Here is a 15654-nt window from a genome sequence, read left to right as displayed (position 1 = left end):
GCCGGAGGCGTTGGCGATCCGCAGCGGGCGGCGGGTCACCGGGAGCCCTCCGGCGCGCGCCCGGGACCCGCCGGGCCCGCGAAGGCCTGGGCGATGTCCAGCCAGCGGTCGGCGTCGGGGCCGGTCGCCGTCAGGGCGGTGTCCGCGCGGTGTACGCGCTGGGTCACCAACAGGCAGAAGTCGAGGGCGGATCCGGTGATCCGCTGGAGGGCGTCGGCGGGCCCGTACGTCCACGGCTGCGCCCCGTCGGGGGCGGTGAGTTCCACCCGGAACTCCTCCTCGGGCGCCGGCAGGCCCCGGACCGCGTACGCGTAGTCGCGCGCCCGGATCCCGATCCGGGCGACGTGCCGCAGTCGGGCCGTCGGGGTCCGGCGGACGCCGAGGGCGTCGGCGACGTCCTGCCCGTGGGCCCAGGTCTCCATCAGGCGGGCGCTCGCCATGGAGGCGGCCTTCATGGGCGGCCCGTACCAGGGGAAGCGGGTGTCGGGCGAGGCCACCGCGAGCGCTTCGTCGAGGGCGGTGCGGGTGGTCCGCCAGCGGGCGAGCAGTTCGGCGGGCGCCAGCGCGGCGCCTTCGTCGGCGCCCTCGTCCACGAAGGAGTCGGGGGCGGCGAGGGCCTCCTCGATCATCCGTCCGAAGCCGGCCTGGTCGGTGAGGGACAGCAGCGCGACGCGGTCGGTCCAGTACAGGTGGGCGATCTGGTGGGCGACGGTCCAGCCGCTCGCGGGGGTGGCCTTCGCCCAACCGGGCTCGGACAGCTCCCCGACCAGGCGATCGAGGTCCCGACTCTCCTCTCGGAGATCGGCGAAGACGGCGACGGCGGACGGATCGGGCACGGTGCGCTCCCCTCTCGGCGTGGGGGAAGCCTGGCAGGGCTCCTCAAAACAATCAAGCACGCTTGCATGATTTTCTCGTCGACTGACGCGTTCCCGCCGGCCCCGTCAACTCGCCGGATGCGCAGTGGACTTGGCGCCCGCCTGGTCCGGCGAGGGACACGTCGGGGGCGAGCGACGCACCGGCCGGGGGGCGAATCCGGCCGTACGCCGGCAACGCGCGGAAACTCTCCGCTGTCGTGTCGATACTGAGTGCTTCGCTCCGGGCCCAGAGCGCGCATCCGTTCATGTCATGCCACTCGACGAAGAGGATGAACTGACGTGACGTACGTGACCTCAGCCGACTTCTCGCTCTACCCCGAACTCGACGCGCACGCCCTGCACGCCTTCGTCACCGCCCTCGAAACCGGTGACGTCACCGGCCTGTCCCCGGCCCGCGCCGCCGACGTCGTGGAGGTCCGGTCCGTCGCCGTGTTCAGCCGCGGCAAGGTGACCGGCGCCGACGGGGACCTGCTCGACGCCGCGCTGTGGCGCCACACCGGGTCCGAACCCCGGCCGGTGATCGTGATGCCCTCGCCGTGGACGAACCTGGGCTGGCTCGCGTACGCCGTCCAGGGCGCGCTCTTCGCGGCGCGCGGCTACGACGTCCTCGCCTACACCGCCCGCGGTTTCGGAGGGTCCGAGGGACAGGTCGACGTGGCGGGACCGCTCGACGTCGCCGACGGCAGTCACGCCCTGGACCACCTGGTCGAGCGGACCGCGGGGCCCGTCACGAGGATCGGGTTCCTCGGCGACTCCTACGGCTCCGGCATCAGCCAGCTCGTCGCCGCGCACGACACCCGCGTGGACGCGGTCGTCGCGCTCAGCACCTGGGGCGACCTCGGGGAGGCCTTCTTCGAGAACTCGACCCGGCACGTCGCCGCCGTGCGAGCCCTGCTGAGCGCGGCCGCGCAGGCCCGACTGAGCCCCCGGACGCGGAGCGTCTTCGAGAACGTGCTCGCCGACCGCGACATCGAGGGGACCCTGCGGTGGGCGGAGCGGCGCTCGCCCCTCACCCACGTCAAGGAGCTCAACCGGCGCCGGGTCCCGATCCTCTTCGCGCAGGCCTGGCACGAGACGCTCTTCCCGGGCAACCAGAGCGTGCGGATGTTCAACGAACTGACCGGCCCCAAGCGCCTGGACCTCTCCATCGGGGACCACTCCGGGCCCGAGGCGTCCGGCATGCTCGGTCTGCCCAACCGGATCTGGACGGACGCCCACCGCTGGTTCGACCACCACCTGAAGGGCCTCGACAACGGCGTCGCCGACGAGGGCGAGGTGGTCAGCGAGGTGATGTGGGGCAAGGGCCTGGAGCCGCGCGCCACGTGGTCGGCGCTCACCGAGCGGACCCGCCGCGTCCACCTGACGGGCGGCGGGGAGCTGGCGCACGAGCCCGAGGCCGGGTGGACGGCCGGCGTGGTGTGCGGGGTGGACACCCCGGCGACCGTCGCCGACGCGATCGTGACGTCCGGCCACGCGGAGATGGCCGGCCGGCCGAAGGTCTACCCGACCGGCGCCATCGACCGCGGCGTGGCCGCCGTCTGGGCCGCGCCGCCCGAGGAGGAGACCGCCCGACTGCGGGGCACGCCCCGCCTGCGGGTGACGTACCGGGCGGCGAACCCCGGGTCCACCTTCGTCGCGTACCTCCTGGACTCGGCGCCCGACGGGAGCGCCCACCTCGTCACCCACGCCCCGTTCAGCGACCTCGACTCGCCCCCGGACAGCCTGATCCGCGCGGACGTCGAACTCCAGGCGACGGCGTACGACGTCCCGGCCGGGCACCGTCTGCTCCTGGTGATCGACGGCCGCGACCCCTTCTACGGCGACGCGAACCTGCCGCGCGCCACGCTGGCCTTCACCTCCCCGGAGGCCACCCCGTCCTTCCTGGACCTGCCGCTCGGCTGAGCCGGAGCGGCGCGAGACCGTCCGCCTCCCCGCGGGTACGGAACCGCCCCGCCGCCCTCTCGTGGGGCGGCGGGGCGGGAGGCGTCCCGGGAAGGGGTGAGGGGGAGACGGCTCAGGAGGTCGTCAGGGCCCGCTTGCCGATCTGGGAGCGGACCGCGCCCATGCTCGCCGCGATCACCAGGGCGATGGCGAGGGCGTCCAGCGCGGACAGGGCCTGGTGCAGCACCAGGAAGCCGGCCGTCGCGGCGATCGCCGGTTCCAGGCTCATCAGGATCGCGAAGGTGGGGGCGGGCAGCTTGCGCAGGGCCAGCAGTTCCAGGGTGTAGGGCAGGACCGAGGACATCACCGCGACGCCCAGACCGAGCGCCAGCGTGCTCGGGACCAGGAGGTCGGAGCCCGCCTCGACGATGCCCAGGGGCAGGCAGAGGACCGCGGCGACCGCCATGGCCAGGGCCAGGCCGTCCGCCTGCGGGAACCGGCGCCCGGTACGCGCGCTGAAGACGATGTACGCGGCCCACATCCCGCCGGCTCCGAGCGCGAAGGCGGCGCCCAGCGGATCGAGGCCGCCGAAGCCGCCGCCGCCGTGGCCGGCGAGGAGCACGACCCCCGCCAGGGCCAGGCCGGCCCACAGGACGTTGACCAGGCGGCGGGAGACGACCACCGAGAGGGCGAGGGGGCCGAGGACCTCCAGGGTCACGGCCGGGCCGAGCGGGATGCGGTCGATGGCCTGGTAGAAGAGGCCGTTCATGCCGGCCATGGTCACGCCGAACCACAGGACGGTGGTCCAGTCGGCGCGCTTGTACCCGCGCACCTTGGGGCGGCACAGGACCAGCAGGACCAGCGCCGCGGCCGCCAACCGGAGCGTGACCACGCCCGCCGCCCCGGCCCTCGGCATGATCATGACCGCGAGGGCCGCGCCGAACTGCACCGAGACCCCGGCCGAGACCACCAGCGCGACCGGTCCCAGACGGGCGCGGGCACCACCGGACGCGGCCGTCTCGGCGGGGTTCGGGGCGGGCGCGGTCGCGGGCTGGGAGGCGCGTGGGGACACGGGCGGAGTGGACGCGGTCATCTCCCCAGGCTAAGGCGTCTGTAACGGGTGGCAAGCCGTGCTCCGCCTTACACGGGTCACACCACCGCACCGCCCGACCGAAGCCCCGGGCCGCGCGTTCCCCGAGGTGGTGGGCCCCGCGGCCACCCCGGACACCGTCCGGACCGAACGCCCGGCCCCGCACCCGCCCTCCGGGACACCGCGTCTCACCGAATGGACGCGCCTCCGAGACGGCGTCCGGGACCCGATACGCTCCGCTCGTGGCTGAGATCCAGATTCCCGCTGACATCAAGCCCGCCGACGGACGCTTCGGCGCGGGCCCCTCCAAGGTGCGGACCGAGGCGCTCGACGCCCTGGCCGCCACCGGTACCTCCCTGCTCGGAACCTCCCACCGCCAGGCCCCGGTCAAGAACCTGGTCGGCTCGGTGCGACAGGGACTCCGGGACCTCTTCTCCCTCCCCGAGGGCTACGAGGTGATCCTGGGCAACGGCGGCTCCACCGCCTTCTGGGACATCGCGACCGCCGGGCTCATCGAGAAGAAGTCCCAGCACCTCACCTTCGGTGAGTTCTCCTCCAAGTTCGCCACCGCCGCGAAGCTCGCGCCGTGGCTGGACGCGCCGTCCGTGATCTCCTCGGAGCCGGGCACCCACCCCGAGCCGGTCGCCGAGGCCGGTGTGGACGTGTACGCGTACACGCACAACGAGACCTCGACGGGTGTCGCGGCGCCGATCAAGCGGGTCGCGGGCGCCGACGCCGGTTCACTCGTCCTGGTGGACGCGACCTCGGGCGCCGGCGGTCTGCCGGTGGACATCACCGAGACCGACGTCTACTACTTCGCCCCGCAGAAGTCCTTCGCCTCGGACGGCGGCCTGTGGCTGGCTGCGTTCTCGCCGGCGGCGCTGGAGCGGGCGGCGCGCGTGCACGCGTCCGGCAGCCGGCACATCCCGGAGTTCTTCTCGCTGCCGACGGCGATCGACAACTCGCTGAAGAACCAGACGTACAACACCCCCGCGCTGTCCACTCTCTTCCTGCTGGACCAGCAGTTGCAGTGGATGAACGGCCAGGGTGGCCTGGAGTTCACGACCGGCCGCACGGCGGCCAGCGCGCGCAACCTCTACGGCTGGGCGGAGGCGTCGAAGTACGCGACCCCGTTCGTCACGGACGCCGACAAGCGCTCGGCGGTCATCGGCACGATCGACTTCTCCGACGACATCGACGCGGCGGCGGTCGCCAAGGTGCTGCGCGCCAACGGCATCGTGGACACCGAGCCGTACCGCAAGCTCGGTCGCAACCAGCTGCGCGTGGCGATGTTCCCCTCGATCGACCCGGCGGACGTGCAGGCGCTGACCGCGTGCATCGACCACGTGATCGAGAAGCTCTGATTCGTCCTTTCCCCGTTCTCCCCGAGGCCCCCGGTGACGTTCGCGTCGCCGGGGGTCTCGGCGTTCGCGGCCCCCGCGGCGGCTTCCGCACCGGGACCTTCGTCCCAAAAATCGGGACAAAGAGCCGGCAAACGGAACATCCCGCGGGCCCTCGCGGCCTGCGGTTTCCCGCCGCGGGACCTTCGGCCGGGCCCCCTGGGAGCCCGCGCCACCCCTGCAACCAAAGTGCCCCGGATGTCCCTCATGTCTGGTGTGCCGGGAACGAACCCCGGCCCCTTCAGGAGGAAATCCATGCGCAAGGCATTCACCATCTCGGGCATCGTCCTCGTCTCGTCGATGGCCCTCGGCGGCGCCGGCACGGCCTTCGCCGCCGACGCACCCCACCCGACCCACACGGCCGGCACGACCGCCGCGACCAGCGCGAGCACCGGCACCGGAACCGACAGCGGCACCGGAACCGGCACCGGCACCGGCACCGGCACGAAGACCGGCAGCACCGACGCGAGCCTGAAGCTCTCCGCCTCGACCGCCGAGCCGGGCGCGAGCGTGGAGATCGGCGTCACCGCCCCCGAGGGCTCGACCTCGCTGTCCGTCTCCTCCGCCGCGCTGGGCGACGTCGTCCTGACCGAGGGCAAGAGCGGCACCACCTGGACGGGCAGCGCCAAGGTCGCCGACGTCAAGGACGGGAACTACGGCGTCGCCCTCACCGGTTCGGCGCCCGGCGGCACGGTGCGGGCCACCGCGCAGCTGACGGTCAAGGCCGGCGCGCCGGACCCGAAGCCGCAGTCCCCCACCCTGCGGCTGTCCAAGGACTTCGGCCGCCCCGGCGACAAGGTGGCCGTCACCGTCACCACGGGCGCCGGTGACAAGAGCGCCCAGGTGAAGTCGGGCGCCTTCGCCGGCGGCCGGGTCGACCTGAAGGGCGACGGCAAGGGCACCTGGACCGGCACCGCCGTCGTCGCGAACGACGTCAAGACCGGCTACTACGGCGTGGACGCCTTCGCGGGCGGCAAGAAGTTCGACACCGTGAAGTTCTCCACCGAGGCCGCCGGTCACGACAAGAAGCCCGACGCGAAGCCGGTGACCCCCGTGCAGCCGGTGACCCCGCTGAAGCCGAGCGAGCACAGGAAGCCCAAGGGCTCCGTGAACACCGGCCAAGCCCCCCTCGCCGCCACCGGGACCACCACCGGGACCGCGGTCGCGACCACCACCGGCCCCGACGCCGGAGCCGCTCAGGGCGCGACCCGCGATGCCTGACCTGCCCACCCTCCGTCGGGGTGGCCGCGCACGCCGCGCGGCCGCCCTGGCGGGCACCGCCGGCCTCGCCGTCCTCCTCACCTCCGGCTGCTCCGCCGCCGCCACGGGCACGGACACCGCGTCCGCGCCGATCGCGGCCGGCGCGCTGCCGCCCTCCGTCCCGGACCGCGTCGCGATCCCCGACATCAAGGTCGACGCCCCGCTCGACACCGTCGGGCTCGACGCCGAAGGGGTGATGGTGGAGCCGGACTTCGCGAAGCCGAAGGACGCGGCCTGGTACAAGGACGGTCCGACGCCGGGCGAGGCCGGAGCCGCCGCCATCGTCGGCCACATGGACACCCCGCAGGCGCCCGAGGCCGTCTTCTTCAACCTCAGGAAGCTGAGGAAGGACCAGCCGATCCGGGTCCACCGCACCGACGGCAGCACCGCCGTCTTCGCCGTCGACGAGGTCGACACCTACAAGAAGGACGCGTTCCCCACCGACAAGGTCTACGGGAACACCCGCGGCAGGGCCGAACTGCGCCTGATCACCTGTGGCGGAGCCCTCACCGCGGACCGTCACTGGGACTCCAACGTGGTCGTGTACGCGCACCTCACCGGCCGGGAGTAGCCCGGCACGCGATACCTTCAGGAGTTCGGCCCGGTTCGGCTCGGCAATTCTTGGAGGCAGCGGCGTGAGCGTGCGAGTAACGGCGGCCCAGGGTGGCGTGGACCCCTTCGGCACGGCCCGGCTGCGGCGCGGAGTGCTCGACGCCTGGGGCGCGGGCCCCTCCCGGTTCCGCGAGGACGCCAACGCCGAGGAGGACCTGGCGCTCGGCGGCTACCGGGACCGGCTCGTCGTCGAGCTGGCCCAGAACGCCGCCGACGCGGCGGCCCGCGCCCGGGTCCCGGGCCGGTTGCGGCTCACCCTGCACCCGGGCGAGGGCGGGCACGCGGTGCTCGCCGTCGCCAACACCGGCGCCCCGCTGGACGCCACGGGCGTGGAGTCGCTGAGCACCCTGCGCGCCTCCGCGAAGCGGGAGCCCGCCGGTTCGGGCGCGGACGCGGCGAACGGGGCGGCCGGTTCGGCGGAGACCGTCGGCCGCTTCGGCGTCGGCTTCGCCGCCGTCCTGGCGGTCTCCGACGAGCCGGCGGTGCTCGGCCGGCACGGCGGTGTCCGCTGGTCCCTGGCCGAGGCCCGCGAACTGGCCCGGGACGCCGCCAACGGCAGCCCCGGACTCGGCGACGAGCTGCGCCGCCGCGACGGCCACGTACCGTTGCTGCGCCTGCCGTTGCCCGCCGAGGGCACCGCCCCCGAGGGGTACGACACCGTCGTGGTGCTGCCGCTGCGCGACGGCGCCGCCGAGGAACTGGTGGAGCGGCTGCTGGCCGGCATCGACGACGCACTGCTGCTGACCCTTCCCGGGCTGCGCGAGGTCGTCGTGGAGACCCCCGCCGGCGGACACCGTGTGCTGTACCGGCGCGCCGAGGGCCCGTACACCGTCATCGAGGACTCCGCCTCCGGCACCCACCGTTGGCGCACCGTGCGCCACCACGGCCCCATCGCCCGGGAGTTGCTCGCGGACCGGCCCGTCGAGGAACGGCTGCGGCCCACCTGGACGGTCACCTGGGCCGCACCCGTGGACGCCGACGGCGCGCCCGTGCACCCGCGCACCGCGCCGGTGGTGCACGCGCCGACGCCGACCGACGAGCCGCTGGGCATCCCCGCCCTGCTGATCGCCTCGCTGCCGTTGGACACCAGCCGCCGGCACCCCGCGCCGGGGCCGCTGACCGACTTCCTCGTGCAGCGGGCCGCCGACGCGTACGCCGAACTCCTCGGCTCCTGGGACCCGGTGAGCACCGCCCTCGTGGACCTGGTGCCCGGCCCGCTCGGCAAGGGCCCGCTGGACGGGGAGCTGCGCGCGGCCGTGATCGAGCGGCTGCCCCGTACGGCGTTCCTCGCGCCGGCCGCCCCCGCCGAGGCCCCCACCACCGAGACGGCCGAGGAACGCTCCGCGCTGCGACCCTTCGAGGCCGAGGTGGTGGAGGGCGCCGGGTCCGACACCGTGAACGTCCTCGCCGAGGTGCTGCCGACGCTGCTGCCCGCCGGGCTGGAACGCCGCGCCGAACTGCGCACCCTGGGCGTGGGCCGGCTGCCGCTGGGCGACGCCATCGAGCGGATCGCGGGCATCGAGCGGGCCCCCGAGTGGTGGTACCGGCTGTACGACAGCCTCGCCGGCGTGGACCCCGACCGGCTGTCGGGGCTGCCCGTGCCGCTGGCCGACGGACGCACCGCGATCGGCCCCCGGCACATCCTGCTGCCCGGCGCCGACACCCCGCCGAGCCTGGCCCGGCTCGGCCTGAAGGTGGCGCATCCGGACGCGGCGCACCCGCTGTTGGAGAAGCTGGGCGCGCTCCCGGCCTCCCCGCGCTCGGTCCTGACCACCCCGCAGGTCCGGGCGGCCGTGGCCGCCTCCATGGACGCCGGCGAGATCTGGGACGAGGACGCGCCGGACTCCGACGAACTCGCCGAGATCGTCCTGACCCTGGTGCGCGAGGCCGATCTGGCGCCCGGCGACGAGCCCTGGCTGGGCGCGCTGGCACTGCCCGACGAGGACGGGGAACTCACCCCGGCGGGTGAACTCCTGCTGCCCGGATCACCGTTGGCCTCGGTCATCCGCGAGGACGAGGTCCCCTTCCTGGAGGCCGAGCTGGCCGAACGCTGGGACGCCGACACGCTGACCGCCGTCGGGGTGCTGGCCACGTTCCAGTTGGTGCGCGCCACCGACGTGGTCCTGGATCCCGACGAACTGGAGCCCCGTGACGGGGACTTCGCCGAACCGGACGACGCGGGCCTGCTCGACGCGGTGGACGTGTGGTGCGAGGACCTGCTGGACCAGCTGCCGGACACCCCGCTGCCGCCGGTCGCCACCGAGCTGATCGCCGTACGGGACCTCGACCTGGTCGACGACGACCGCTGGCCGCAGGCGTTGGCCATGCTCGCGCAGCCCCCGCTGCGCGACGCCCTGACCCAGCCCGTGCGGGTGCTGCTCCCGGACGGCACCACCCGCTCCGTGCGCTCGTACACCGCCTGGTGGCTGCGCGACCACCCGGTGCTGGACGGCCGCCGCCCGGCGGGACTGCGGGCCGCCGGCGGCGACCCGCTGCTGGCGGGCCTGTACACCTCGGCGGACGCCACCGGGTTCGAGGACGAGCAGGTGCTGCGCGCCCTGGGCGTACGGACCACCGTGGCGGCCCTGCTCGACGAGCCGGGCGGCGCGGCCGAACTCCTGGGCCGCCTCGCCGACCCGGACCGCGAGGTCTCGGACCGGCAGCTGCACGCCCTGTACGGGGCGCTGGCCGACCTGGACCCCGAACAGGTCACCCTCCCCGACGACCTGCGGGCGGTGGTGGACGGGGAGATCCGCGTGGTGGACGCGGCCGACGCGGTGATCGCGGACGCCCCCGACCTGCTGCCGCTGACGGCCGGGCTGCCGCTCCTGCCGGTCGCCCCGGCGCGCGCCGCCGACCTGGCGGAGCTGCTCCAGGTACGCCGGCTGTCGGACACCGTTCCGGCCGAGGTCAGCACGCCGGGCGAGGAGCACGAGGTCCCGGAGTCGGTGCTCCAGCTGCTCGGTCCGGCCACCCCGCTCAGCTACGTCGAGCACGGGGAACTCGTCGCGGGCGGCACCGAACTCGACTGGCGCCGCACCCCGGACGGCACCCTGCACGCCTCGACCCTGGAGGGCGTGGCGGCGGGCCTGGCCTGGGCGGCGGGTCAGTGGCCGCGCCGTTTCGAGGTCGCCGCCCTGCTGGAGGATCCCTCGCGCACGGCGGAACTGGCCCGCGACCGCTGGTTCGACTGACTCCGCGGGTCCCTTCGGGTGGGTCAGGCCGGGAACCTCCGGTCGACCCACCGGAAGGTGACCTCGATCAGGGCCGCCGCGATCACGGCGATGCCGACGGCCGTCCACGGCATCACGGCGCCGACCAGCTTCAGCTCGAAGAACTCCTGGAGCCAGGGCACGACGAGGACGATCAGGAAGGCCGCGCCCATCGCGCCGACCAGGGCGACCCGCCACCAGGTGTAGGGGCGGGCGATGATCGCCAGGACCCACATGGAGGTCAGGAACAGCGCCAGGGTCGCCGCGCTGGTCTCGGCTTCCAGGGCGTTCGGTCCGGAGTAGTGGTGGCGGGCGATCAGGTACGTCACGAAGGTGGCGACCGCGGCGATCACGCCGCCGGGGATCGCGTAGCGCATCACCCGTTTCACGAAGTGCGGCTTCGCGCGTTCCTTGTTCGGCGCCAGGGCCAGGAAGAAGGCCGGGATGCCGATGGTGAGGGTGGACAGCAGCGTCAGGTGGCGGGGCAGGAACGGGTACTCGACCTGGGAGCAGACCACGAGGACGGCCAGCAGTACCGAGTAGACCGTCTTCGTGAGGAAGAGGGTGGCGACCCGGGTGATGTTGCCGATGACCCGGCGGCCCTCCGCGACCACCGAGGGCAGGGTGGAGAAGCTGTTGTTGAGGAGCACGATCTGGGCCACGGCCCGGGTCGCCTCGGATCCGGACCCCATGCTCACGCCGATGTCGGCGTCCTTGAGGGCGAGCACGTCGTTGACGCCGTCGCCGGTCATCGCGACCGTGTGGCCCTTGGACTGGAGGGCGGCGACCATGTCCCGCTTCTGCTGCGGGCTGACCCGCCCGAACACGGCGTTCTCGTCGAGGGCCCTGGCCATCTCCGCCTGGTCGGTCGGCAGCTTGCGGGCGTCGACCGTGTTCTGGGCGCCCGGCAGGCCGAGTTTGCCGGCGACCGCGCCGACGGAGACCGCGTTGTCACCGGAGATGACCTTGGTCTTGACGTCCTGGTCCTCGAAGTAGCGCAGGGTGTCGGCGGCGTCGGGGCGCAGCCGCTGTTCCAGGACGACCAGGGCGGTGGGTTTGACGCCGGTGGCCACGGCCGGGTCGTCGAGTTCGCGTCCGGAGCGGGCCAGCAGGAGGACGCGCAGCCCCTCTTCGTTGAGGGCGTTGATCTCGTCGAGGGCCGGGTCCCCGGCCGGGAGGAGGACGTCGGGGGCGCCGAGCAGCCAGGTGTTGTTCTCGCCGTCGCCCTCGCTGAAGCCGGCGCCGCTGTACTTGCGGGCGGAGGAGAAGGGCAGCGACTCCGTGCACCGCCACTCGGCGCTGTCGGGGTAGGCGTCGATGATGGCCTGGAGGCTGGCGTTGGGGCGGGGGTCGGATTCGCCGAGCGCGCCGAGCACTTTCTGTACGTAGGCGGGATCGGCGCCGCCGAGGGGGCGCAGTTCGGTGACGTCCATGCCGCCCTCGGTGAGGGTGCCGGTCTTGTCGAGGCAGACCACGTCGACGCGGGCGAGGCCCTCGATGGCGGGGAGTTCCTGGACGAGGCACTGCTTGCGGCCGAGTCGGATGACGCCGATGGCGAAGGCGACGGAGGTCAGCAGGACGAGGCCCTCGGGGATCATCGGGACGATGCCGCCGACGGTGCGGGCGATGGCGTCCTTGAGGTTGTTGTCCTTGACGACGAGCTGGCTGATGATCAGGCCGATGGAGGTCGGGATCATCATCCAGGTGACGTACTTGAGGATGGTGGAGATGCCGGAGCGCAGCTCGGAGTGGACGAGCGTGAAGCGGGAGGCCTCTTCGGCCAGCTGGGCGGCGTAGGCCTCGCGGCCGACCTTGGTGGCGGTGAAGGCGCCGCCGCCGGCGACGACGAAGGAGCCGGACATGACCGGGTCGCCGGGCTTCTTCAGCACCGGGTCGGCCTCGCCGGTGAGGAGGGATTCGTCGATCTCCAGTCCGTCGGCCTCGCCGACGACCCCGTCGACGACGACCTTGTCGCCCGGTCCGAGCTCGATCACGTCGTCGAGGACGATCTCGGAGGTGGAGATCTGGCCGGCGCCGCCGTCACGGCGGACGCTGGGTTTGGCCTCGCCGATGACGGCGAGTCCGTCGAGGGTCTTCTTGGCGCGGAGTTCCTGGATGATGCCGATGCCGGTGTTCGCGATGATCACGAATCCGAACAGGCTGTCCTGGATCGGGGCGACGACGAGCATGATCACCCAGAGGACGCCGATGATGGCGTTGAAGCGGGTGAAGACGTTCGCGCGGACGATCTCGGAGGTGGACCGTGAGGACCGGACGGGGACGTCGTTGACGTCTCCGCGCGCGACGCGTTCGGCGACCTCGGCGGTGCTCAGTCCGCCCGGCTTGAAGCGGGGAGCGGGCGGCTTCATCGGGTGGACCGGATCCAGCTCGGCTCCCGCGTCGATGGCCGTGCCGACCGGGGCGCGGCCCGCGGCGCCGCCCCGCGCGCCGCCCCCGCCGGCCGGCCGCGGTCCCTCGGATTCGGTCTCTGCCCGCTGCGTCATGCTTTCGACGGTAAAGGGCCTTCGAACGCTTCACCCGCCGAGCAGGACGAAGATCCGACTTCGGGATGACCCGAATCCTCCCTCGGGACTCCCCTCACCCGCGCCCCGGGAGTCGAAGGGGGCTGGACGTCGGGGCCCTACTGTGCTCCGGCCGCGCCGGTCCCTTCGGCTCCGGCGGCCTGCTGTTCCTTGTGGCGCTTGATCGCCGCCTCGCGGCCGCGGGCGTACCAGATGCCGATCAGGCCGAGGGCCGCGCCGGCCAGCGGGGTCCAGACCCACCACAACATGTCCCGGTCGGCGAACCACCCGTAGAAGGGGAGCTGAACGAGGAAGAGGACGAACCAGATGACGGTGCCGCCGACGACGGTCGCGACGACGGGGCCCTCCAGGGGCTCGGGGGCCTCGTGCTGTGCGGTCCATTTCGCCATGTGTCCAAGTCTAGGCGGCGCGAATCGCGGTCTACGCGCGGAGATGGACGCCCCCTCGCTCATGTGTTCATACTGAAACGGTTTGCCTGCGACCGGATTTACTCGTACGAAACACCAAATGACCCCTTGAGGACCGCATGAGCACCTCGGCACCCGCCGCGGCCCCCACCAACGCCCTGGACCGCCACTTCAAGATCTCGGAGCGCGGTTCGTCCGTCGCCCGCGAGGTCCGGGGCGGCCTGGCGACCTTCTTCGCGATGGCCTACATCATCGTGCTGAACCCGATCATCCTGGGCAGCGCGAAGGACATGTACGGCAACCAGCTCGACGGCGGCCAGCTCGTCACCGCCACGGTCCTGACGGCCGCGTTCTCCACCCTGCTCATGGGGGTCATCGGCAACGTCCCCATCGCGCTCGCGGCCGGCCTCGGCGTCAACACCGTCGTGGCCCTCCAGCTCGCCCCCCGGATGAGCTGGCCCGACGCCATGGGCATGGTGGTGCTGGCCGGCTTCGTGGTGATGCTGCTGGTCGCCACCGGCCTGCGCGAGCGCGTCATGAACGCCGTCCCGCTGGGCCTGCGCAAGGGCATCGCGATCGGCATCGGCCTGTTCATCATGCTGATCGGCCTGGTCGACTCGGGCTTCGTCACCCGCATCCCCGACGCCGCGCACACCACGGTCCCGCTCCAGCTCGGCGGCAACGGCCACCTGGACGGCTGGCCCGTCCTGATCTTCGTGCTCGGCGTGCTGCTCACGCTCACCCTGCTGATCCGCAAGACCCCCGGCGCGATCCTGATCTCCATCGTCGTCATGACCGTGATCGCGGTCGTCGTCCAGCTGGTCACCGACCTGCCGGACCTCGCCTGGGGGCTGACCGTGCCGCAGTGGCCGGGCAACCCGGTGGCCGCGCCCGACTTCGGGCTCGTGGGTCAGGTCAGCCTCTTCGGCGGCTTCGAGAAGGTCGGGATGCTCACCGGCGTCCTGTTCGTCTTCACCGTGCTTCTGTCCTGCTTCTTCGACGCCATGGGCACCATCCTGGGCGTCGGCGACGAGGCCAAGCTGACGCGGCCCGACGGCACCTTCCCCGGCATCAACCGGGTGCTGCTGATCGACGGACTCGCCGTCGCCTCGGGCGGCGCGACCTCCTCCTCCGCCACCACCTGCTTCGTGGAGTCCACGGCCGGCGTCGGAGAGGGCGCCCGCACGGGCCTGGCGAACGTCGTGACCGGCGGCCTCTTCGCCGTGTCGCTGTTCCTCACACCCCTGGCGACCATGGTCCCGTCCCAGGCGGCGACCCCCGCGCTGATCGCGGTGGGCTTCCTGATCCTGGCCGGATCGATCAGGGACATCGACTGGAGCGACTTCACCATCGCCGTCCCGGCCTTCCTGGCCATGGTGATGATGCCCTTCACCTACTCGATCACCAACGGCATCGGCATCGGCTTCATCAGCTTCTGCGTCCTGCGCCTGACGACCGGCCGGGCCCGCGAGGTCCCGACCGCCATGTACGTGGTCGCGGCGGTGTTCGTCTTCTACTACGCGATGCCCGCCCTCGGCCTCACGTAGCCCGGACGGACCAACCGGTCCGGGCATCCTCACGAGAGTCACGGGACACCCTCAGGTGAGCCCGTAGAACTTCTCCGTCTCGTCGACGGCCGTCTTGAAGCGCTCGTCGAAATCGTCGCGAATGAGCGTCCGGACCACATAGTCCTGGACGCTCATTCCGCGTTTGGCCGCATGAGTCCGGAGGCGGTCGAGCAGCTCCCCGTCTATGCGCATGCTCAGCACATGTGTCCCCATGCCGAAAGAGTCGGGGCAGGGGCCGTGGACGCGGGTCGCTTTTCGGCGCCAACTCACCCTTACGAGTGACACCGCCGCAACCCGTGCGCGGTGTGAGGTGTGACGCCTGAAACCGGGTGTTCCTTAGGTAGGGTAATGAGTTATTCTAAGGAACATGCACGACCTTTCCCATGGTGACGACGCCGCCGCCGTGAACGATCTCCGCTCCGCCGTCATGCGGCTGGGCCGCCGACTCAAGCACCAGCGGGTCGACGAGTCACTGAGCCCGACCGAGATGTCGGTGCTCGGCACACTCGCCCGCTGCGGACAGGCCACCCCCGGTGAGCTGGCCCGGCGCGAGCACGTCCAGCCGCCGTCGATGACCCGCATCGTCGCGCTGCTGGAGGCCAAGGGACTGGTCAGGCTGGAGCCGCACCCCGACGACCGCCGCCAGAAGGTGGTCAGCCAGACCGAGGAGGCCGAAGCGATGCTCGAAGAGAGCCGTCGCAAGCGCAACGCCTTCCTGGCCGGGCTCGCGGCCGAGCTCACCGAGGACGAATGGGCCAAGCTCCGCGAGGCCGCGCCCGTCCTGGAGAAGCTCGCGCACCTGTAAC

Annotated in this window: 12 protein-coding genes; 7 read left to right on the top strand and 5 right to left on the bottom strand. The window is 72.6% G+C overall.

Annotation, left to right across the window (positions count from 1 at the left end; all coding sequences use genetic code 11):
• Positions 1–35 precede the first annotated feature (35 nt).
• Complete coding sequence (locus ACIRO3_RS31645; RefSeq protein WP_361777344.1) at positions 36–836, bottom strand: TIGR03084 family metal-binding protein; 801 nt, start codon at positions 834–836, stop codon at positions 36–38.
• Between the two features lie 318 nt (positions 837–1154).
• On the opposite strand from ACIRO3_RS31645, the gene ACIRO3_RS31640 reads away from it, so the two are divergent.
• On the top strand, positions 1155–2777 hold the full coding sequence (locus tag ACIRO3_RS31640; RefSeq protein WP_404142530.1) for an alpha/beta fold hydrolase: 1623 nt from the start codon (positions 1155–1157) through the stop codon (positions 2775–2777).
• Positions 2778–2889: 112 nt separating this feature from the next.
• Here ACIRO3_RS31640 and ACIRO3_RS31635 read toward each other — a convergent pair whose 3' ends face one another.
• Positions 2890–3849, bottom strand: a complete 960-nt coding sequence (locus ACIRO3_RS31635) for an EamA family transporter (RefSeq protein WP_365998451.1) — start codon at positions 3847–3849, stop codon at positions 2890–2892.
• 239 nt (positions 3850–4088) lie between these two features.
• Between ACIRO3_RS31635 and serC the strand changes: the two genes are divergently transcribed.
• The 4 genes from serC (at position 4089) to ACIRO3_RS31615 (ending at position 10312) form a co-directional block, all read left to right on the top strand.
• Positions 4089–5210: a phosphoserine transaminase gene (gene serC / locus ACIRO3_RS31630; protein WP_361777335.1), complete on the top strand. Its 1122-nt coding sequence runs from the start codon at positions 4089–4091 to the stop codon at positions 5208–5210.
• Between the two features lie 291 nt (positions 5211–5501).
• Positions 5502–6467 carry a hypothetical protein gene (locus ACIRO3_RS31625; protein ID WP_404142525.1) on the top strand — a complete coding sequence of 322 codons (966 nt, stop codon included), beginning with the start codon at positions 5502–5504 and terminating at the stop codon, positions 6465–6467.
• Positions 6460–7077, top strand: a complete 618-nt coding sequence (locus tag ACIRO3_RS31620) for a class F sortase (RefSeq protein WP_404142523.1) — start codon at positions 6460–6462, stop codon at positions 7075–7077. The genes ACIRO3_RS31625 and ACIRO3_RS31620 overlap by 8 nt, the downstream gene beginning before the upstream one ends.
• Before the next feature lie 64 nt (positions 7078–7141).
• Positions 7142–10312 (top strand): sacsin N-terminal ATP-binding-like domain-containing protein, encoded by a 3171-nt coding sequence (locus ACIRO3_RS31615; protein WP_404142520.1) that lies wholly within the window; start codon positions 7142–7144, stop codon positions 10310–10312.
• A gap of 23 nt (positions 10313–10335) precedes the next feature.
• On the opposite strand, the gene ACIRO3_RS31610 is transcribed toward ACIRO3_RS31615, so the two are convergent.
• Positions 10336–12834 carry an HAD-IC family P-type ATPase gene (locus ACIRO3_RS31610; protein WP_404142519.1) on the bottom strand — a complete coding sequence of 833 codons (2499 nt, stop codon included), beginning with the start codon at positions 12832–12834 and terminating at the stop codon, positions 10336–10338.
• Positions 12835–12971: 137 nt separating this feature from the next.
• On the bottom strand, positions 12972–13262 hold the full coding sequence (locus tag ACIRO3_RS31605) for a DUF2530 domain-containing protein (protein ID WP_361777320.1): 291 nt from the start codon (positions 13260–13262) through the stop codon (positions 12972–12974).
• A 137-nt stretch (positions 13263–13399) separates the two neighbouring features.
• Here ACIRO3_RS31605 and ACIRO3_RS31600 point away from each other — a divergent pair, with 137 nt between their 5' ends.
• On the top strand, positions 13400–14827 hold the full coding sequence (locus ACIRO3_RS31600; protein ID WP_404142516.1) for an NCS2 family permease: 1428 nt from the start codon (positions 13400–13402) through the stop codon (positions 14825–14827).
• A gap of 51 nt (positions 14828–14878) precedes the next feature.
• Here ACIRO3_RS31600 and ACIRO3_RS31595 read toward each other — a convergent pair whose 3' ends face one another.
• Positions 14879–15061, bottom strand: coding sequence for a ribbon-helix-helix protein, CopG family (locus ACIRO3_RS31595; protein WP_150519118.1), 183 nt, complete (start codon positions 15059–15061; stop codon positions 14879–14881).
• Positions 15062–15215: 154 nt separating this feature from the next.
• On the opposite strand from ACIRO3_RS31595, the gene ACIRO3_RS31590 reads away from it, so the two are divergent.
• Positions 15216–15653 (top strand): MarR family winged helix-turn-helix transcriptional regulator, encoded by a 438-nt coding sequence (locus tag ACIRO3_RS31590; RefSeq protein WP_266574971.1) that lies wholly within the window; start codon positions 15216–15218, stop codon positions 15651–15653.
• The last annotated feature ends 1 nt before the right edge of the window (position 15654 follow it).

The organism is Streptomyces sp. NPDC102278 (assembly GCF_044766345.1).
In the GTDB taxonomy this organism is placed as follows: domain Bacteria; phylum Actinomycetota; class Actinomycetes; order Streptomycetales; family Streptomycetaceae; genus Streptomyces.
The sequence above is the reverse complement of the archived record's forward strand: the minus strand, read 5'-3'. Positions and strand labels throughout refer to the sequence as shown.